Raw genomic sequence first — 18,491 nt, 5'->3', positions numbered from 1 at the left:
CAAAATAGAATCATCATGCGAAAATCAATTATAATATACTGTTTATTGATGGTGTTAGTAGTAACAACGGCTTGCGAGAATTTTGTCGAAGTCGACACACCAAAAAACCAACTCACCGGCGTAGTGGTTTTCGAAGACCGTAACACAGCCAACGCCGCCGTATCGGATATCTTCGCCAAACTCCGTGATAACGGATTAATTACGGGAACTTCACTTGGGACTTCCGTAAATCTTGGGTTGTACTCAGATGAGTTATTATATTACGGCACGGCCGACGAAAACGTATCCCATATTTTCAACAACAGCCTAATGGCATCCAATCCAACCGCAAGGCAATTCTGGAATGATGGCTACCATCAAATTTATTGTGCCAATGCAGTTATAGAAGGCTGTCTGCAATCGGTTAAACTTTCGCAATCAGATAAAAACCTGTTTATTGGCGAAGCCCTTTTTATAAGAGCGCTGGTACATTTTTATTTGGTTAATCTCTTTAACGATGTGCCTTACATTACCACTACAGATTATCAGCAAAATCGTTTAGCGACGCGTATTTCAAAAGCACAGGTATATGAGCAGGTAGTTTCAGATTTACTTCAGGCTATGGAACTCTTGCCGCAGAGTTATCTAACCCCGGAGCGCGTCCGCCCAAATAAAGCCACCGCCAAAGCATTACTGGCAAGAGTATTTTTGTATCAGGAAAATTGGTTGCTTGCCGAAACCATGGCAACAGAAGTTATCGATAATCCCGATTACATTTGGGAGCCGAATTTAGATAGAATCTTCCTCAAAGAAAGCACAGCAACCATTTGGCAGTTCGCTCCAAAACTTTCGGGAAATAATGCAGATGAAGCTTCGGTTTTTATTTTCACAAGTGGTCCACCGCCATTTGTCGGGTTAAATCCAAACTTAGTTACAGCTTTCGAACCAACAGACCTTCGAAAGTCCCATTGGATAAACACAATAACAGACGGAACAAATGCTTGGTATCACGCCTACAAGTACAAGCAAAATACTAATACCGGAACGTCTTTAGAATATTCGGTAATCTTCCGTCTGGCAGAACAGTATTTAATCAGGGCAGAAGCAAGGTTAAAACAAGGAAACGAGATTGGGGCAAAATCAGATGTAAACCTTATCCGAAACACTGCGGGCTTACCAGATACACCAGCAACCACCGAAGCATCGTTATTCGATGAAATCATGGCACAACGCCGTTTAGAATTTTTTACCGAATATGGTCACCGCTTTTTCGACCTCAAAAGAACAGGACGCTTAAACACAGAACTAAGTCCAAACAAACCCGGTTGGAATACTACAGATGCTCACTGGCCAATTCCCGAAACCGAATTACTTGCAAACCCCAACATGACACAAAACTCAGGATACTAATGAAAAAAACACATTTACAAGTTGTTTACAGCGTTCTGGCTGTATTCATATTTGGGTTTGTTTCCTGCCCTGTAATGGGGCAGGTAGCAACCAAAATACCGCTTACCGAAAAAGACTATCACTTATGGGGCACATTACAAACCCGAGCTATTTCAGATAGCGGCCAATGGGTGAGTTATATTATGGCTTACCCATCAGGCGCCGATACCCTTTTTGTCTCAAACACCCAAATCGAGAAAAAATATATACTGCCCAAAGCCTTTGACGGCAGGTTCATACAGGATAACATTTTTGCATACCGCAAAAACAACAACCTGATACTGCTTAACCTTTCAAAAGGAACAGAAATGGGCATCACAAATGTTTCCAATTACGAGGGAACCTCTAATGGAAATTATCTCATTACTGAAGAAACGATATCAAGCGAAAGTAAAAGACTTTGCATCCGGAATCTTCAAGGGAAACTATTGCAAGCCATAGATGAAGTAGGGCAGTATGTTTGGAATGATGCCAAAACAAAAATCCTGTTCACAACAACAGGTTCAATACCTTCTGTTACTATAATCAGTCTTGTTGCAAAACCACAAATTAAATTGGTTTATCAAAATACAAATACTATATACAGTGCTTTGACTTGGCAGGAAAACGGGGAAGATGTGGTGTTTTATCGAACAAGTGTTAAAAACGATAAGCAATCCGAAGTGGTGTATTTCAATAGTAAAGAAAACAAGTGCTATAACTTAAATGAAACAAGTTCAGGTTTTCCAAAAGACTTTAGAATAGATACCAATTCTAACATTGCATTAAAACTTTCAACCGATGGGAGCAAAGTGTTTTTCGGAATACAAAGCACACTCGAAAAACCTGATAAGGAAAACTTCGAGGGTGTTGAAATATGGAATGCGAACGACAAGATGATTTACCCTGAAAGAAAATTGCGGGCTTCTGTAGGTAATCCACAATTGTTGGCAGTATGGTGGCCTAAAACCGGAAAGGTGAAAACAATTACCTCAGAAGAAGAATCGTGGGTAATGCTAACAGGTAATCAGCAATACGCCATAACTGCCAATCCAATCCAGTACGAACCCGAATACAAACTTTTTGCAGACAGAGACTTTTACCTCACGGAACTGGCAACCGGAAATAAAATAAAGCTCTTGGAAAAACAATCAGGTCAGCAGGAAATGATAAGAGTGCAACCCAACGGAAAGTATATTGTTTATTTTAGAGAAGGCAATTGGTGGAGTTATGATACTAACCTGAATAAGCATAGAAATATTACAAAACAGTTACAGTCAGATTGGGATAACCGTAAAACAGATCCCGGAGCAGAACAAAATGTATGGGGCTTGGCAGGTTTCACAAGCGATTACAAATCAGTACTGCTTTACGATTATTACGATGTTTGGTTAATCGATTTGCAAGGAAAGAAAAGCTATAGGCTTACAAAAGGTAAAGAAACCAAAACTAGGTTTCGTATTAAAGTAAGCCCGACATCGTATACTAACTATTCAGGCCTTCCGGATGCTTTAATCAATCTAAAAGATACACAAATACTAACGGCATTAAATCTTTACGATGGGAGCAATGGCTTTCACAAGTTGCGACCAAATAAATCGATAATTTCGTTAGTTACAGAACAGGGAGCAGCAGGCAGATTGTTTATGTCGAAGAATGAACAGGCTTTTGTTTATGAAACTCAAAAGTTTGATGTACCGCCAAGGCTAATGTTTAAAGAAAAAGATAAGGTAAATCATAAGATTATATATAAAAGTAATCCGCATCACGACAAGTATTTTTGGGGCAAGTCAGAAATGATACACTTCAAAGCGCCCTCAGGAAATCAACTAAACGGAGCACTGTTTTATCCGGAAAATTACAAGCCGGGTCAAAAATACCCTATGATAGTCTGGATTTACGATACGGTCTCACGGGAACTAAACCAATATGTAAATCCAACACTCAATAATCCCATTGGCTTAAACATTACCAATCTTACGGCTAACGGATATTTTGTTTTATTACCGGATATCGAATTTCAAAAAGGTAGTCCGGGAAAATCCGCTTTAAATTGTGTAACTGTTGCCGTCAATAAAGTAATCGAAATGGGTTACACAGAGCTGGGTAAAATAGGGTTAAAAGGACAATCATTCGGAGCCTACGAAACTAATTACATTATATCCCAAACCAATTTGTTTTCCGCTGCGGTTAGTGGGGCAGGCGTTTCTGATGTTGCAAGACATTATTTCACGATAAACAGTAACGATAATTTGATAGATGCTTGGCGATACGAAAACCAACAGTATCGTATGGGAAAATCTTTTTTTGATGATCCGCAGGGCTATCTGGATAATTCACCATTAATGCAAGCAACTGGAATAAATACCCCTTTATTAACGTGGGCTGGTTTAGAAGACGACAATGTAAGACCGGAACAAGCCTTAACTTTATACATCGCCTTAAGAAGAGTAAACAAAAAGCACATTATGCTCAGGTATCCCAATGATGGTCACATCTTTGTTAATGCTAACAATCAGATAGATTTGACTAACCGTATACAACAATGGTTCGACCATTTTCTAAAGAAAGAACCGGCAGCAAATTGGATTCATAAAGGAACAGAATAAATGTAAAAGTGCCTCCATTCTTTTAATGGAGGCACTTTTTTTACTGTATTAGTGAAGCACTTTATACAGGTTCAGACTACACTGGTTAGCAGCGTTTTTTCGCCAAACCTGTCTTGGAGTAGCTTCGCTAGTCATACAGATCTGTCCGGTGTTTATGGGAGAACATTCTACTGCAACATCCAAACAGTTTGATGGAGAAGGATTTTGAATGAATCCTGTAATTAGAACAGGTTTTTCAGCTTCCTTAACTTTTGCGTCATTAGTACTGATAGCACCTGCGCTGGCCATTGTGAATGCCAATACTGGCAAAATCACTTTTGCAATTGTTTTCATAATAATAAAATTTAGATATGGTTTTTTGATCTACTCTTTTCTACAGGTTTTCGATCTCAGTCCTGCTACCGGCCGGTATATTTTAAGTCTTTTTACGGATAAGATTTGTATTCAGATGGTATCGGTGCAAGTTGGAACCAATAATGGCATATAGATTATCCCCAATAACATACATCGATTGTAGCCTTTCTTTTCCCACATGATAGATGTAAATGCTCGATAAATAAGAATTGTTCCGTGTGTCATAAATATCCACAATAGAAGCTTGCTGCCACATTTCTTTAGCTTCATAGCGACCAGCAATTTTAGAATTCACAAACAACAAACCGTTTGAAAAAGCAGTCAGTTGATTTACTGTAAGGGGTGGTGAAGCCATTTTTCGTTGTTTGGTTTCCTTTATGTAGGCAGTTTTAAAGTTTACATGACTAATAGTATCAATGGTCTTACCACGATAATCAAGTTTTAAACTTGGGTCAGATACAATAAACTGATTTCGGTAATAATAAGTGTATATAAATTTTTTGGTTAAGTTGTCAAATGTCATAGTCCCGTCAGTATCAAAAAAACCGTCAACTTGTTTTTCTAAAAGTTTAGGAGCATAAGTAACTTTCAAAGAATCATCAAATTGAAATGTTCCCAATACATTGTTCCCATTATTTATATTTTGAGCTCGGAAAACGACAGTTGTCGGTGTAGTAACTTCCGCTTTCGAGAAATAATAGCCATTCGGCTTCATCAGGATTTTTCCTTTCCAATCCGAGAGTAATCCACGATAGATAACCGGAACCGTGCCATCCATGAGATAGAAATAAGGAGGCAGTACTTTAACTTGTACAGTACGAAAAGGAAAATCGTCACGTTCCAGCTCAATTTTGAATCGTTTCTTGGTTTTTAATGTGGTGTCATAAGCGGTAATGTGCAAAGGAGCTAAATGATCGGCTAAGTAAACAGTTTCATTATCAGAACCTGCGATGTATTGCGAGTTATTAATCAACTTTGTTTCATCAGTCTTAAATGCCGAGCCTTGGATAAACCTACGGATAAAGGGATTTTCCTGATGCATGGTCCGTTCCGAAGCTATATAAAGCCCAACCATAATTGCAATACAAGAGGGAAAAATAATAGAGAGCTGAAGAATAGTTTTACGAATATTACTTGTGATAAGAAGCAAACCAATCAATGCCAAAACCACAAAACCTATATTAAAAACAAGATGTTCCTTCCATCCAAGCGATTCCAAAATGCCGCCACAAGAACAAGGTACAAAGTACGAGTAGTTTAAAATAATTACGATATAAGCAGTAAAAAGGACCATCAGCCCTAAAGCAGATAACAAACCAACATACCGTGTTCTAGAAAAACAAAGCAGTAGTGCAATAATAAGCTCAGTCCCAAGTACGCTGTAAGACATAACTCCTGTAAAAGCACTCAAAAGAGGGGATTGCCCAAGTTGTGCCTGAAAGTTGTCAAATTCAAGTAGTTTACTTAAAGCCGCGTAAGCAAATAAAACAACATACAGTAAACAAATACTTTCAAGTAAAATAGTTTTAAAAGTTGCATTCCATTTCATAACATTAACTCGTTTGATTTAATGATGTAAAATTCTGAAATACAATTAATAAAGGCTTTTCAATTCGGGACAACGATTTGTCTAAAAAGGAGAAAAATATAATTAAGAATATTCAATAGATATTTCTTCCAAGACTGTTTCTCTGATGATTGTATATCCGGTGATTGTATCTCTGATGATTGTATCTCCGGTGATTGTATCTCCGGTGGCTGAGGCTCTCGAAGCCACACAAAGAAATAAGCAATAAAAACTATTTACTGCAATCCCTTTTCAAATCAGTAGGCGAGTACCCATATTTCTTCTTAAAAGCTTTCGAAAAATTAGGATACGTATTAAAGCCATTCATATAAGCAATGCTCTTCAAAGGCATATTGGTTTGTTCAATAAGTAAATGCACTCTTTTTAATCGTTCGTCATTATAAAACTGATAAATGCTGGTGTTAAAGAAGTATTTAAAAGCTTCTTTTAGTTTGTGTTCATTCGTTCCAAAAATCTTGGAAAGTTCTTTTAGTGAAGGAAGCGGGTTTTCTAAATTAGATAGAATATAATCATATACTTGCTGCATTAATCGGGCGTCGTCTCGTCTCGTTTTGGGTAATCGAATTGGAGTATCGAAATCTTCATGGTTATTTCCATTTTCTAAAGAATCAACAAAAATAGAATGAATAATAAATTTATTTTCATTTGAGATTCTGGAGATGCTACTGAACAATGACGTTATTTCCGTTTGGTTTGAAGTAAGATAATTCAGGGAAAGAGTGGAAACTTTTTCATTGACCAAAATAGTAGCCAATAATCGCTCAAAATTTTGAGCTGAGGTATCCGTTAACAATTTCGAAAACGCTAAACCTTCGATTGAAACGGTATCATAATTTAAAAGGGTGTTGGCTTCGGGAATAGTACTTAGGATTATAAAGTCCTCATCAACAATAAAACTCAAGCTGGTCAGGTTTTGCTGTAAATGATGCGTATTGATGTAACCTTTAGGAAACAGTGTTTCCTGCATTTCCTCAGCCACCATATTGATAAGCACAGTTAAAGACTCCAATTCATCATCTTCATCGGTTCGTGCTATTCGCTGACTAAAATTGCCACTGGCCATTTCAAGCAACATCTGCCGGATGCTGTGAATCCGTTTCTGGTTGATTTCCCTATTCATAAAACACTGATATTTAATTATAAATAAGTTTTCAAGAATGCCAATGCATGCTCTTCATTAGTGAAAAAAGAAGTGGGGATAGTAGGTTTATTTACCTTCAGATAAAAATCACTCATGGTTTCGGAAACTTGCGGATTGCCAAGAATAGCAACAGCTTTGGTGAGTACCGAACCAAATTGAGCAAGGTAATCCCTGCCGGCTTTGTTCGAATCTTTTATACCTCTTATGTCGCATAAAACAGGATAAATCATTTCGTTTTGAAATTGAATCCGGTCAGACACGACTTTTCGGGCTACAGTTAAAGAAATAACGGTATCCGGCTTATATTCAAAATAGAGAATGCCATGCACTATGCAAAATCGTGCATGTGCATTTTCGTAACAATCATGAGCTGCATTCATGATATATCAGATAAAATGGTATAATTCTGCAAAAATAGAAATATTAATGGATTAAAAAACCTACAAAATAAGCTAATTCTCCCTAAAATAAATTTGTGTTTGTCAATTCGGGAATATGAGTTGTCAAAATAGGAGTAAGCACAAATCACTATAAAACACATCAAAATTTATCTACAATTTTGGCGCCTTAATAACCCAAACGTAACACACTACTAATCAAAACAGAAATGGCTAAAATTAAACACAACAACTTTATCGACACTGTAAATAGTGTCATTTCGGGTGCTAAAAATGAAGGCGTACTCCATTTGTATGCTGAAGATTCTTTCTTAAATGGCAGAACATTGCAAATTGAAGGTAAGCAAATGTTTCATTTCGGAACAACCGGTTACCTCGGTTTAGAGCAGGATGAAAGAATTAAGCAAGCAGCAATAAATGCAATTCAAAAATTCGGGACACAGTTCCCGCTTTCCAAAACGTATATATCAAATCCATTGTATGCTGAATTGGAAGCTAAAATTGAAAATATGTATGGCATAACACCTGTAATTACTAAAAACAGTACACTAGGGCATTTGGCAGTTATTCCAACAGTAGTTCGTGATGAAGATGCCGTTATCTTAGATCATCAGGTACATTGGAGCGTTCAAAATGCATGTCAGCAGCTCAAACTAAGAGGTATTCCGGTAGAAATGATTCGCCATAATAACCTAAACATGTTGGAAGACAAAATCAAAGAACTAACGAACAGAAACGGTAAGATATGGTATATGGCTGATGGTGTTTATTCTATGTTTGGCGATTTTGCACCAATCCCGGAATTGATAAAACTAACCCAGAAATACCCTCAGTTGCATTTGTATTTTGATGATGTTCACGGTATGAGTTGGAAAGGTAAAAACGGAACAGGCTATGTATTCGACTCTTTTAATGAATTATCAAACAATGTTTTAATCGTTACTACTTTAAGCAAAACTTTTGGGGCAAGTGGAGCAATCCTTATTTGTTCAGACGGGAAGCTAAGAGAGCAAATAAAAAACTTTGGAGGTCCACTAACATTTTCCGCACAACTAGAACCGGCTTCACTCGCAGCTGCATCTCGTTCAGCTGATATTCATTTATCTCCTGAAATCACAGTATTACAAAATGAATTAACGGAACGAATATATTACTTCAATTCATTATTAGAAAATTCAAATGTGCCACTAATTGTTAAGAATGATTCACCGGTTTTCTTTATAGGAACAGGTATGCCGGCTACTGCATATAATCTTACCCAAAAGCTTTTTAAGGAAGGCTTTTTTGTTAATCCGGGATTGTATCCTGCCGTTCCTGTTAAGAACACAGGTATTCGCATAACGATATCGCAGCACAATCAAAAAGAAGATATTAAAGCACTGGCGGATGCTTTGCAATTTCATTTACCGAAAGCTTTGGAAGAAACCGATAACAGTTTGGAAAAAATCCAAAGAAGTTTTCGTCTTGAAACAGTATTTAATAAAGTCAAAAAGGAAAACACTGATTCCGGGTTGTTGCAATTCCAGTTTGAAACATCAATTCATAGCATAGATAAAGAGCTTTGGAATAGTGCACTGGGAGGTCAAAGCGTTTTCGATTGGGAAGGAATGTGTTATTTAGAAGAAACATTCAAGAACAATCCGAATCCACAGGATAATTGGGATTTTTACTATTGTGTTGTAAAAGATACCGATAACACTCCAATCCTTGTAACGTTCTTCACTTGTGCACTATGGAAAGACGATATGCTGTTACCAGAATCCATTTCAAAACAGTTGGAGGAAAAACGAAAATCAAATCCTTTGTACCATACTTCAAAAGTATTGAGCATGGGATCACTTTTTACCGAAGGGCAGCACTATTATTGCAATAATCAGCATCATTTACAAAATAAGGCAATAAAAATGTTGCTTTCAAAAGTAGAGGAGGTGTACCATGATATAAATGCAGACATGCTGGTATTGAGAGATTTTGAATCAAATAACAGTTGGAATGATTTGCTGCACAATCAGGGTTTTGTAAAAGTAGATATGCCGGAAGCTTGTACGGTAACAGATAATACTTGGGCTACTATTGAAGATTTTACTAAGAAATTATCCCCCTCGTTCCAGAAAACATTTTAATAAGGAAATCTTTCCTTTTGAATTCTGCTTTGATATTCAGGTTAAAAGTAGCTTGTCAGATTTAGAGTTAGAAAAAGCTTACAAGCTATATACAAACGTAAAAGAGAACAATTTTGCAATTAACACATTCACCTATCCATTAAATGTTTTCAAGAAAATGAATGACTATGCTTCATGGGAATTTATACTACTATACTTAAAAGCAAATGAATTGACAGAACCTGAAATGATTGGCGTGGTATTCGGGTATAAAAATTTGAATAGAACCTATGTTCCAACGCTAATTGGGATGAATTACAGCTATGTACAGGAATTGAATTTATATCGTCAGTTATTGTTTCAGATTATTAAGAGAACTAATACTTTAGGTTTTTCAAAAATAGATTTTGGCTTTTCTGCCACTTTCGAAAAACGAAAACTGGGGGCAGAAATAACGCCAAAAATAGCCTACATACAAGCCAAAGACAATTATTCATTCGAGGCATTAAACAGTTTACAAAACGAAATAAAGTAACAAACCAAAAATGCTCACTATTAGCCAAACCCAGCAAATGAAAACGATTACAGCGCACATTGACGATTTCAACCAAAAATGCAATGCCATTTTAGAAACAAACGATAACCATTTAAAGAAAGCAAACGAAGGTATTCAGTTATGCAACAGAACACTGTCGGTGTTAAAAGATAAGGTAGAGCAGCATGATTTTGAAAATGTGCCGGATGAAATCGAGTTCTTTAAAAATCATAAGCCCATTCCTATGAGTTACCTCATCTATTTTACAGAAGTTAGGTCGTGTGAGCTGCGCACGCCCAAAGCAGGTACTTCTTATAAGATTGAATTTCTTCAAAAAGAACTAAAAAAAGTCAATAAGTTTTTCTGTAAAAATGCTGATTTTGTGCATTATATGGAGCAAGGGTATAGTTACCTGGATCATCAGTTTTTTACAAGGAATCAAAGAGACAACTTCCCCTTTACTCCAATGACCGATTACTATCAGTTTCCTGAATTTTCCACTTCTCAGGATATGCTTTGGTCTAAAGTAAAAGCTATGTACCGATTCATTCACTACATAAGGGAAGCACTGAAGAATCTAAAGGTCAACGACGCTGAAATATTTGAAGAAAAAAGGCATAAGGTTTTGGTTTGGACTGCTCCAAAAACGGCCTTGATTGAGCTTATCTATGCACTTTATTCCAGTGGAGCGCTAAATCATGGAGCAGCCGATATTAATACCATTACCTCATCTTTCGAAGATTTCTTCAATGTGAAGCTGGACAATGTTTACAAAACTTACAATGAGATAAAAGAAAGGAAGAGCAGTAAAACCAAATTCCTTGAAGAATTAATGCTCAATTTGCAGCTGAAAATCAGTAAAGAAGAAAGTGTTTGAGATTTCGTAGGTAATCGTAACTACGAAGTTTATAATGTTTTATTGTTTGTTTTGAGTTAATTACATTTTTTAAAGTAGGAATATGGAATCCGAATTGGCAGTAAAACACTAATTCGGATTTTTTGTTGATGGATAAAAGTAATGCGATTAAAAAAGTTTGATTTCAATTGTCTTGTAAACAGGCATTTTTTAGCTTTTTGATGTTAAATTTTCTCGTAACTACGATACGCATTGGGAAAAGAAAAGAATAAAACGCAACAATTTTGTGCTGTTCGAACAAAGCAAAACAAGTAACAAGAAATGACGTCATTCAAAATCGTTTAACATTTAAAATGCACTATGGCAGCAACAATTATTACAACCGAAGACTTAAGAGAGTTTAAGAAAGAACTATTGGAGGATATCAAAAAGCTATTAGAGGTCAAATCTACATCAGTTTCAAAACAATGGTTAAAATCAAACGAGGTTAGAAAACTGCTCGGAATTTCTTCCGGCACACTCCAAAATTATAGAATCAACGGAAGCCTTACATATACCAAAATAGGCGGCACTCTCTTTTATTCCAATGACGATATTGAAAAATTACTCTCCCAAAACAAAATCAACACAGCTAGATAATTCCCCTCCTCTGGAGGGGTGCCCGCAGGGCGGGGTGGATCTCTATCACATTGCGAGGAGTCATGACGAAGCACCTGAGCAGACGAAGTAATCTCAAATCACAATCTCATTATTCACAAACAAAATAAACCTTAGCAACTCAGAACCTTAGTGCCCCAGAGCCTAAGAAACTCAGAAACTCAGCAACTCAAAAAAAAAATGAATTATATAAAACACCTCACGGCTTATTTCGATAGGGTGGTAGACGACCATTCCCTAAACCCAACCCACATCAGTTTATACATCGCACTCTTTCAGTTCTGGAACCTTAATCGGTTTCAGAATCCCATAAGTATCACCCGCGATGAGGTAATGAGAATTAGTAAGATATGTTCAAAAGCAACCTATCACAAATGCATGCGGGAACTGCATGAGAAAGGATATGTTATTTACGAACCTTCATACAATCCGTTTAAAGGAAGTATGCTGCAAATGGTCAATTTATCCCATGAGCTAAAACCTGTAAAAAGAAGTGAAAAAACCAATTCAAAAAATAAACAAGTTATTGAACAGGAAGTAAACAAGCAGCAAACAAGTAGTGAAACAGCTACTGAACAAGCGCTGGTATCTTCTATAAACAATATAAACAATACAAACAATGCAAACATTTTAAACTTGGACAAAAGCAAAAATGACTTGAAAAAAGACGAGTTCAAAAATCAGTCAGCTATTAGTCTTTCCGAGCCTGTCGAGGAATCTAAAACCAAAAAAAAGTTGCGCGAAAAAAAAGGTGAAGCAACAGAAAATGCAATCCCGCCACAATGGCAATATGTAGTGCAGTTTTTCAGCGAGTGTAATGTTCCCGAAATCGAAGCCCAAAAATACTATAACCATTTTCAAAGCAACGGTTGGCTGGTAAGCGGAAAGTCAAAGATGAAAAACTGGAAAGCGGCAGCTAGAAATTGGATGCTGAACAGTCAAAAATTTAACAAAACTAACACGCAACCTCAACCAAATCATCTTCATACCTCAATTCATAAAAATTATGCAGAACCACTTTAGTTTTACTAGCACATTCGTCGTAAAAGACAATTTTAGAACGTACAATTTAGAACAGTGCTTTAGATATCTTGAGCAACAAGGTAAAGAAGCGTATGGAAAAAGTTTCAGAATATATGATGAGGATAAACCGGTTATTTGCAAGTTACTCATATACGCAATCCAAGATGTCGAAAATGCATTAAAGTTGGGTTTAGATCTTGGTAAAGGAATTATTTTGTCAGGTCCCGTTGGCTGTGGAAAAACATCAATCATACACTTAATAAAGCCGTTTGTACCACCTAGATATGACTATAAAATAAAGTCGGCAAGGGAAGTTTCTTTTGAATTTGCAAAACACGGTTACGAAGCTCTAAATTTTTATACTCAAAAAGCGACCAATCAAAACCGTTTGACAGGTTATTGTTTTGACGATTTAGGAGCCGAACAACAAATCAAGCATTTCGGTAACGATTGCAATGTAATGGCAGAAATACTAATCAGTCGTTACGAACAGTTCGTGGAAAATAAGTCAGTAACTCACATTACGACTAATTTAACGGCATCTGAGCTCGAAAATCTTTATGGAAACCGTTTACGTTCCCGTATGCGAAGCATGTTCAATCTGATTAGTTTTGATAGAAATTCAAAGGACAAACGTTAATTATGCTGTCAAATTAATTAAAATGTTGGCTTTGAATTACAAAACAGTATGAGTTTTTTACAATTATTTAGTACAAATTGATTTAAATTGTATAAATTTGTTTTTTTGTTATTCAGCGCAAATGAAAAAGTTTCACTTGGTTTTAATCTTTGTATTAGGCATTTTTTTAATGCCCAGCGAAGCATTTGCATGTGGTAAAGAAAACGTAAAAAAAGAAAAATCCTGCTGTAGCAAAGAAAAATCAGAAACTAAAACTGAGAAAAATTCATGCTGCGATAAAGATAATCACTCTGAAAAGGGATGTAGTGGTAAATGTGGTAATTCAAATTGCACGTCCACTTCCAACGCACATTTTAGTGTAATTACTTTCAACGAAATTGAAATCAAAAGCAACCTTTGCGTTGTAATTGATAAAAAACAAAACTTTTTTCATAATGAAGTCAATATTTCATCTGGCTTCTGTTCTTTATGGCTTATACCTAAAATAAGCTAAATCCCTTTTTTGACAGCCATAGGTGTGTCAAACCCATAGCTATAAGCTATAATTTTCTAACAGTTTAATGAATAAATTTCTACACTTTTTTAGTGTAGCTAAATGTATTTCTATTCCCTAACTGTTTATTTATCCAATTTTATTTATCAATTAATCAGAGGATTCTTTGATTATATACATTATTTAAAGATGAAAAATTCATTTAAAAAAATAATGGTAGCAGCTTTTGTTTTGCTATCAATTACAATCAACGCACAAATAAAAAATTCAAAAACAGAAACCGTTAAGATATATGGCAACTGCGGGATGTGTGAATCCAAAATCGAAAAAGCAGGAAGTATCAAAAAAATAGCTAAAGTAGATTGGAATCAGGAAACCAAAATGGCAACTTTAACATATAATTCTAAAAAAACAAATCAAGACGAGATACTTAAAAGAATTGCACTTGCCGGATATGATAGCGATAAGTTCTTAGCCCCTGATGATGTTTATAATAACCTTCATGGTTGTTGTCAATACGACAGGGTTGCTAAAGTTCCTGTAAAAGAAACCACTAATACTGTGGCATCCAATGAAGACCATTCAGCGCACAATAATCACAATGAAGTTTCAGCAATTGAAAATCAAAATGATAATCAAATAAAGTTGGTCATTGATAATTACTTTTTGGTAAAGGATGCCTTAATTACTTCAGATGGTAATGCTGTGACAACAGCTTCCAAAGGCCTATTAGCGGCCATCAATAATGTGAAGATGGAAAAGCTTGACATGAATGTTCATATGGTATGGATGAAAGTGGTAAACCAATTAAAAGAAGATGCAGAACATATCTCCGATACTAAAGATGTAAAGCACCAAAGAGATCATTTTGTTTCATTATCAGCGGATATGTATGCATTAATCAAAGTTTCCAAATATGAAAAACCAGTTTACTACCAATTTTGCCCAATGTACAATAATGGCAAAGGCGCTAATTGGTTAAGTCAGGAAAATGCTGTAAAAAACCCTTATTATGGTTCAATGATGCTTACTTGTGGTAAGACTGTTGAAACAATCAAATAACCTTCAAAAAAACTATAAATGAAAAATTTATCAATCATAGCTTCGTTCGTTGGAGCATTATTTCTGTCTTCTTGTAATGACAATGACGACAAAATGGATATGGCCGTAAATATTGATTATCCGGCTGCTTATGTAATAAATGGTGAAGATGCTTCGGTTTCTGTAATTAAATTATCTACAGGTGAAGTTACCCAAACAATTGAATTAATGGGAAGTGGTGCAGATATGATTATGTGGCCACATCACATTTCATCACACCAAGATCATTTGGCTATTGGTGTACCTGGAATGGATTTCTCAGCAGGTCATACAGGTAGTACATCGGGAATGACAGGAAAAATGCTGATTATTAATGCTATGACTGGTAAAACGATAGAAAACATGAATCTTCCTGCTATGAACCACAATACAATTTATTCACCGGATGGCACAGAAATTTGGGTACCGCAAATGGATATAGATGGAAAAGTATTGGTATATAATGCTACTACTTATGCACTAAAAAACACAATAACAGTCGGAATGATGCCTGCCGAATTAACATTTTCATCAGATGGTACAAAAGCTTATGTGGCAAATGGTGATGATGACAGTATATCTGTAATCAATGTAAGTTCAAAAACGGTCGTAGCTACAATAACTGTAGGTGATAATCCGGTAGGAGCTTGGACTGGAAGTAACGGAAAAATGTATGTAGATAACGAAGACGGGCAAACCATTTCGGTTATAGACGTGGCAACTGATACGGTCGAAGAAACAATTGCATTAGGATTTATGCCGGGAATAGCATCATATAACGGTATCAAAAATGAACTATGGGTTTCAGACCCGATGAATGGTAAGGTACATTACTATACTTGGGATGCAGGTATGGGTATGTGGATGCATGGAAGTTCATTTAATACAGGAGCCGGAGCCCATGCAATTGCCTTTACAACTGACGGTAATACGGCTTATGTAACCAATCAAGCAGCCAATACTGTGTCAGTTGTTAATACTACAAGTCATACGGTAACTAAAACGATAAACGTTGGGGTAAAACCTAACGGAATAGTTATTAAAATGTAAAGGCTATTAGATTAAGCCTGATTGTAATATTAGGCTTAATCTTCATAAAACAAAAGGTTAAAATGATTTTAAAAAAATGAAAGGTAAAACGAAATATTTCATAGCACTTCTTATACTGTTTTCATTTTCAATGAAAGCTCAAATTAGTATTGGTGATGAATTGCCAAAAGTTGTATTAAAAAATAGTCATAACCAAGAGATAGAAATTACTTCTTTCAAAGGAAAATACATCCTTGTAGATTTTTGGGCTTCATGGTGTCAACCGTGTCGTCTTGGAAATAAAAAATTAGTAAAACTCCATAAAGATTTAAATACTGAGAAAATCGAGATAATAGGAATTTCGATTGATGCAGATAAAAGTAAATGGATAAAAGCTATTGAAAAGGATAAAATAAAATTTACGCAGCTTATCGACCCTAAAGGTTTTGATGCCAAAACTGCCATTTTGTTTGGAGTAGACGAATTACCATCCAAATACTTATTTAACCCTGAAGGTATTCTAATTAAAAAAAATCCAACAGAAGAAGAAATATTGAAATTAATAAAAGAGTAAAAATGAAAAAAATAAATATAGTTTATGTATTGGTTGCATCAATGGTTTTGATGTTTTCAATGAAAAGTAATGCTCAAATTTCAAAAGCTGAAATTAGAGCAACCGGACTAACATGTTCAATGTGTTCAAATGCTATAAACAAGCAGCTTAAAAGCTTACCCGAAGTGGTTAATGTGGAAACAGATTTAAATACAAATACATTCACGGTAACACTTAAAGAAGGTAATGAATTAAGCCCAAAAGTATTTAAGGAGAAAGTAGAAAAAGCAGGTTTTTTTATCGGTTCATTAGTTGTAACAGCAAAACCTGAAACCATAGCTAAAAATTCTTACATTTTGGTTAATGACAAACCAAATAACGTGACCGAAATACAATTTCAAGTAATTGACAAGGGCTATGTTACTGAAAAGGAATATAAAAAATTATCCAAATCATATAAGAATGTCGAAACGTATGCTTCAAATAATGAAGATGATTTTCACATTAAAATTCTAAATTAATGAGAAAGATTATTTTATTTTTTGTTGCAATAAGTTGTCAAAATGTTTTTAGCCAGGAATTATTTGTAATTACTGACCCTGCAAGTAATGTTCCTGCAAATTCGCTCGGAGTTAATGTAATGCAGTCACTTTTTAAAGAAGAAATGAAATCGGGTTATAATTATCATTTTATGCCTGAAGTATCATATGGATTAAATAAAAATATAATGTTTCGTGCTTCTGCTTTTGTAAGTAATAGAAATAATGATTTGGTTACTGAAGGTGGTAGTTTTTATACGAAATATCGTTTTTATTCTACAGATGATTTAAATAGTCATTTCCGATTAGCAGCTTATGGTAGATATAGTTTCAATAATGCAGATATTCACCAAGAACAGATTGAAATTTTAGGACACAATTCAGGTTTTGAAACAGGATTAATAGCTACAAAATTGATTAAAAAAGTTGCAATAAGTTCTTCAATAAGTTTTGAGAAAGCTTTAGATAACAAACCAAGTTATCCATTTCCGGATAATATTGGTGATAATGCAACTAATTATACACTTTCTTTTGGTAAATTGATGTACCCCAAAAAGTACACAAATTACAAACAAACAAACATTAATTTAATGGTTGAATTTGTTGGACAAACTATTAATGAAAATGGTAAATCTTATTTGGATGTGATGCCTGCTGTGCAATTTATTTTTAATAGCCAAGCACGTTTGGATTTTGCATATCGTCAAGAATTAGTAAGTTCAATGGTACGCTCAGCTCCAAATGGATTTTATTTCAATCTGTACTATACTTTTTTCGATTTAAAAAAACAAAAATAAAATGAGTACAACAAAATTTATTCCAGCATTGGGTTATGATTTTTTAAGTGATTACTATGATTTAGCAATCAAAATAACTATGCCTGAGAAAAAATTCAGAAACAGGTTAGTAGATTTTGTTAACCCTAAAGAGGATGAAAAAATATTAGAATTTGGGTTTGGAACAGCTCAAAACATTATTATTCTCAAACAACGATTTCCTGATAGTGATGTTCAAGGTGTTGATATTGACCCTAAAATTAAATCAATAGCTGAGTATAAATTAAATAAGGCAGGAATTCACGCACCGCTTTTTTTGTATGATGGAAATAAGTTGCCATTTGAAGATAAATCATTTGATAAGGTTTATAGTTCTCTTGTTTTTCATCAGTTAGATAGTGTCACAAAATTAAAATGCTTACTGGAAATTAATAGGATACTAAAACCAGAGGGTGAGCTAATTATTGGAGATTGGGGTAAAGCAAAAACAAAATGGATGCGGTTCTCATTTTACTTAGTTCAATTACTTGACGGTTTCAAAACCACCAATGATAATGTAAATGGTTTAATGATAAAATACATTTCAGATGCAAGATTTAAAAATGTAGAGGAAATAGACCATATCAATACATCAATTGGTACTTATTCTTATTATTTAGCAAATAAAATTAATTATTAATCAGTTTCTTAAAATTAACTCTAAAAAAATGA

General features: G+C 35.1%; 19 protein-coding genes. 15 read left to right on the top strand and 4 right to left on the bottom strand.

Annotation, left to right across the window (positions count from 1 at the left end; translation table 11 throughout):
- Positions 1-15: 15 nt before the first annotated feature.
- Complete coding sequence (locus tag LJY17_RS05680) at positions 16-1,389, top strand: RagB/SusD family nutrient uptake outer membrane protein (protein ID WP_264542877.1); 1,374 nt, start codon at positions 16-18, stop codon at positions 1,387-1,389.
- 347 nt (positions 1,390-1,736) lie between these two features.
- Positions 1,737-4,016, top strand: a complete 2,280-nt coding sequence (locus LJY17_RS05675) for an alpha/beta hydrolase family protein (protein WP_264542876.1) — start codon at positions 1,737-1,739, stop codon at positions 4,014-4,016.
- Between the two features lie 48 nt (positions 4,017-4,064).
- Here LJY17_RS05675 and LJY17_RS05670 read toward each other — a convergent pair whose 3' ends face one another.
- The 4 genes from LJY17_RS05670 to LJY17_RS05655 form a co-directional block, all read right to left on the bottom strand.
- Positions 4,065-4,349, bottom strand: a complete 285-nt coding sequence (locus tag LJY17_RS05670; protein ID WP_264542875.1) for a DUF6520 family protein — start codon at positions 4,347-4,349, stop codon at positions 4,065-4,067.
- An 82-nt stretch (positions 4,350-4,431) separates the two neighbouring features.
- Positions 4,432-5,919 carry a DoxX family protein gene (locus tag LJY17_RS05665; RefSeq protein WP_264542874.1) on the bottom strand — a complete coding sequence of 496 codons (1,488 nt, stop codon included), beginning with the start codon at positions 5,917-5,919 and terminating at the stop codon, positions 4,432-4,434.
- Between the two features lie 250 nt (positions 5,920-6,169).
- Entirely contained in the window at positions 6,170-7,033 is an 864-nt protein-coding gene (locus LJY17_RS05660) for an AraC family transcriptional regulator (RefSeq protein WP_264542873.1), read from the bottom strand.
- 62 nt (positions 7,034-7,095) lie between these two features.
- On the bottom strand, positions 7,096-7,479 hold the full coding sequence (locus tag LJY17_RS05655; protein ID WP_264542872.1) for a hypothetical protein: 384 nt from the start codon (positions 7,477-7,479) through the stop codon (positions 7,096-7,098).
- A 227-nt stretch (positions 7,480-7,706) separates the two neighbouring features.
- Here LJY17_RS05655 and LJY17_RS05650 point away from each other — a divergent pair, with 227 nt between their 5' ends.
- The 13 genes from LJY17_RS05650 (at position 7,707) to LJY17_RS05590 (ending at position 18,459) form a co-directional block, all read left to right on the top strand.
- Positions 7,707-9,620: an aminotransferase class I/II-fold pyridoxal phosphate-dependent enzyme gene (locus tag LJY17_RS05650; protein ID WP_264542871.1), complete on the top strand. Its 1,914-nt coding sequence runs from the start codon at positions 7,707-7,709 to the stop codon at positions 9,618-9,620.
- 52 nt (positions 9,621-9,672) lie between these two features.
- Entirely contained in the window at positions 9,673-10,134 is a 462-nt protein-coding gene (locus LJY17_RS05645) for a hypothetical protein (protein ID WP_264542870.1), read from the top strand.
- Positions 10,135-10,171: 37 nt separating this feature from the next.
- On the top strand, positions 10,172-11,011 hold the full coding sequence (locus LJY17_RS05640; protein ID WP_264542869.1) for an RteC domain-containing protein: 840 nt from the start codon (positions 10,172-10,174) through the stop codon (positions 11,009-11,011).
- A 339-nt stretch (positions 11,012-11,350) separates the two neighbouring features.
- Complete coding sequence (locus LJY17_RS05635) at positions 11,351-11,629, top strand: helix-turn-helix domain-containing protein (protein ID WP_264542868.1); 279 nt, start codon at positions 11,351-11,353, stop codon at positions 11,627-11,629.
- A 396-nt stretch (positions 11,630-12,025) separates the two neighbouring features.
- Entirely contained in the window at positions 12,026-12,670 is a 645-nt protein-coding gene (locus tag LJY17_RS05630) for a transcriptional regulator (RefSeq protein WP_264542867.1), read from the top strand.
- A complete protein-coding gene (locus LJY17_RS05625; RefSeq protein WP_264542866.1) occupies positions 12,654-13,310 on the top strand; it encodes an ATPase in 657 nt (218 codons plus the stop codon). The genes LJY17_RS05630 and LJY17_RS05625 overlap by 17 nt, the downstream gene beginning before the upstream one ends.
- A 121-nt stretch (positions 13,311-13,431) precedes the next feature.
- Positions 13,432-13,803: a hypothetical protein gene (locus LJY17_RS05620; RefSeq protein ID WP_264542865.1), complete on the top strand. Its 372-nt coding sequence runs from the start codon at positions 13,432-13,434 to the stop codon at positions 13,801-13,803.
- A 189-nt stretch (positions 13,804-13,992) separates the two neighbouring features.
- Entirely contained in the window at positions 13,993-14,865 is an 873-nt protein-coding gene (locus tag LJY17_RS05615; RefSeq protein ID WP_264542864.1) for a DUF3347 domain-containing protein, read from the top strand.
- A gap of 18 nt (positions 14,866-14,883) precedes the next feature.
- Positions 14,884-15,933: a YncE family protein gene (locus LJY17_RS05610; protein ID WP_264542863.1), complete on the top strand. Its 1,050-nt coding sequence runs from the start codon at positions 14,884-14,886 to the stop codon at positions 15,931-15,933.
- A 76-nt stretch (positions 15,934-16,009) separates the two neighbouring features.
- A complete protein-coding gene (locus LJY17_RS05605) occupies positions 16,010-16,486 on the top strand; it encodes a TlpA family protein disulfide reductase (protein ID WP_264542862.1) in 477 nt (158 codons plus the stop codon).
- A gap of 2 nt (positions 16,487-16,488) precedes the next feature.
- A complete protein-coding gene (locus tag LJY17_RS05600; RefSeq protein WP_264542861.1) occupies positions 16,489-16,986 on the top strand; it encodes a heavy-metal-associated domain-containing protein in 498 nt (165 codons plus the stop codon).
- A complete protein-coding gene (locus tag LJY17_RS05595) occupies positions 16,986-17,801 on the top strand; it encodes a hypothetical protein (protein WP_264542860.1) in 816 nt (271 codons plus the stop codon). The genes LJY17_RS05600 and LJY17_RS05595 overlap by 1 nt, the downstream gene beginning before the upstream one ends.
- Before the next feature lies 1 nt (position 17,802).
- Positions 17,803-18,459 carry a class I SAM-dependent methyltransferase gene (locus LJY17_RS05590; RefSeq protein WP_231836797.1) on the top strand — a complete coding sequence of 219 codons (657 nt, stop codon included), beginning with the start codon at positions 17,803-17,805 and terminating at the stop codon, positions 18,457-18,459.
- Positions 18,460-18,491: the final 32 nt, after the last annotated feature.

It is taken from the genome of Flavobacterium hankyongi, assembly GCF_036840915.1.
Taxonomy (GTDB): domain Bacteria; phylum Bacteroidota; class Bacteroidia; order Flavobacteriales; family Flavobacteriaceae; genus Flavobacterium; species Flavobacterium hankyongi.
Note: the sequence above shows the minus strand (reverse complement) of the source record. Positions and strands in the feature narration are given on the sequence as shown.

What these genes read in the sequence shown, in the direction of transcription:
- LJY17_RS05660 (WP_264542873.1), bottom strand. Translation starts at nt 7,033, where the DNA reads ATGTTGCTTGAAATGGCCAGTGGCAATTTTAGTCAGCGAATAGCACGA.
- LJY17_RS05675 (WP_264542876.1), top strand. Translation starts at nt 1,737, where the DNA reads ATGGGCATCACAAATGTTTCCAATTACGAGGGAACCTCTAATGGAAAT.
- LJY17_RS05605 (WP_264542862.1), top strand. Translation starts at nt 16,010, where the DNA reads ATGAAAGGTAAAACGAAATATTTCATAGCACTTCTTATACTGTTTTCA.
- LJY17_RS05680 (WP_264542877.1), top strand. Translation starts at nt 16, where the DNA reads ATGCGAAAATCAATTATAATATACTGTTTATTGATGGTGTTAGTAGTA.
- LJY17_RS05650 (WP_264542871.1), top strand. Translation starts at nt 7,707, where the DNA reads ATGGCTAAAATTAAACACAACAACTTTATCGACACTGTAAATAGTGTC.
- LJY17_RS05625 (WP_264542866.1), top strand. Translation starts at nt 12,654, where the DNA reads ATGCAGAACCACTTTAGTTTTACTAGCACATTCGTCGTAAAAGACAAT.
- LJY17_RS05665 (WP_264542874.1), bottom strand. Translation starts at nt 5,919, where the DNA reads ATGAAATGGAATGCAACTTTTAAAACTATTTTACTTGAAAGTATTTGT.
- LJY17_RS05600 (WP_264542861.1), top strand. Translation starts at nt 16,489, where the DNA reads ATGAAAAAAATAAATATAGTTTATGTATTGGTTGCATCAATGGTTTTG.
- LJY17_RS05640 (WP_264542869.1), top strand. Translation starts at nt 10,172, where the DNA reads ATGAAAACGATTACAGCGCACATTGACGATTTCAACCAAAAATGCAAT.
- LJY17_RS05630 (WP_264542867.1), top strand. Translation starts at nt 12,026, where the DNA reads ATGCGGGAACTGCATGAGAAAGGATATGTTATTTACGAACCTTCATAC.
- LJY17_RS05590 (WP_231836797.1), top strand. Translation starts at nt 17,803, where the DNA reads ATGAGTACAACAAAATTTATTCCAGCATTGGGTTATGATTTTTTAAGT.
- LJY17_RS05635 (WP_264542868.1), top strand. Translation starts at nt 11,351, where the DNA reads ATGGCAGCAACAATTATTACAACCGAAGACTTAAGAGAGTTTAAGAAA.
- LJY17_RS05615 (WP_264542864.1), top strand. Translation starts at nt 13,993, where the DNA reads ATGAAAAATTCATTTAAAAAAATAATGGTAGCAGCTTTTGTTTTGCTA.
- LJY17_RS05670 (WP_264542875.1), bottom strand. Translation starts at nt 4,349, where the DNA reads ATGAAAACAATTGCAAAAGTGATTTTGCCAGTATTGGCATTCACAATG.
- LJY17_RS05655 (WP_264542872.1), bottom strand. Translation starts at nt 7,479, where the DNA reads ATGAATGCAGCTCATGATTGTTACGAAAATGCACATGCACGATTTTGC.
- LJY17_RS05620 (WP_264542865.1), top strand. Translation starts at nt 13,432, where the DNA reads ATGAAAAAGTTTCACTTGGTTTTAATCTTTGTATTAGGCATTTTTTTA.
- LJY17_RS05595 (WP_264542860.1), top strand. Translation starts at nt 16,986, where the DNA reads ATGAGAAAGATTATTTTATTTTTTGTTGCAATAAGTTGTCAAAATGTT.
- LJY17_RS05610 (WP_264542863.1), top strand. Translation starts at nt 14,884, where the DNA reads ATGAAAAATTTATCAATCATAGCTTCGTTCGTTGGAGCATTATTTCTG.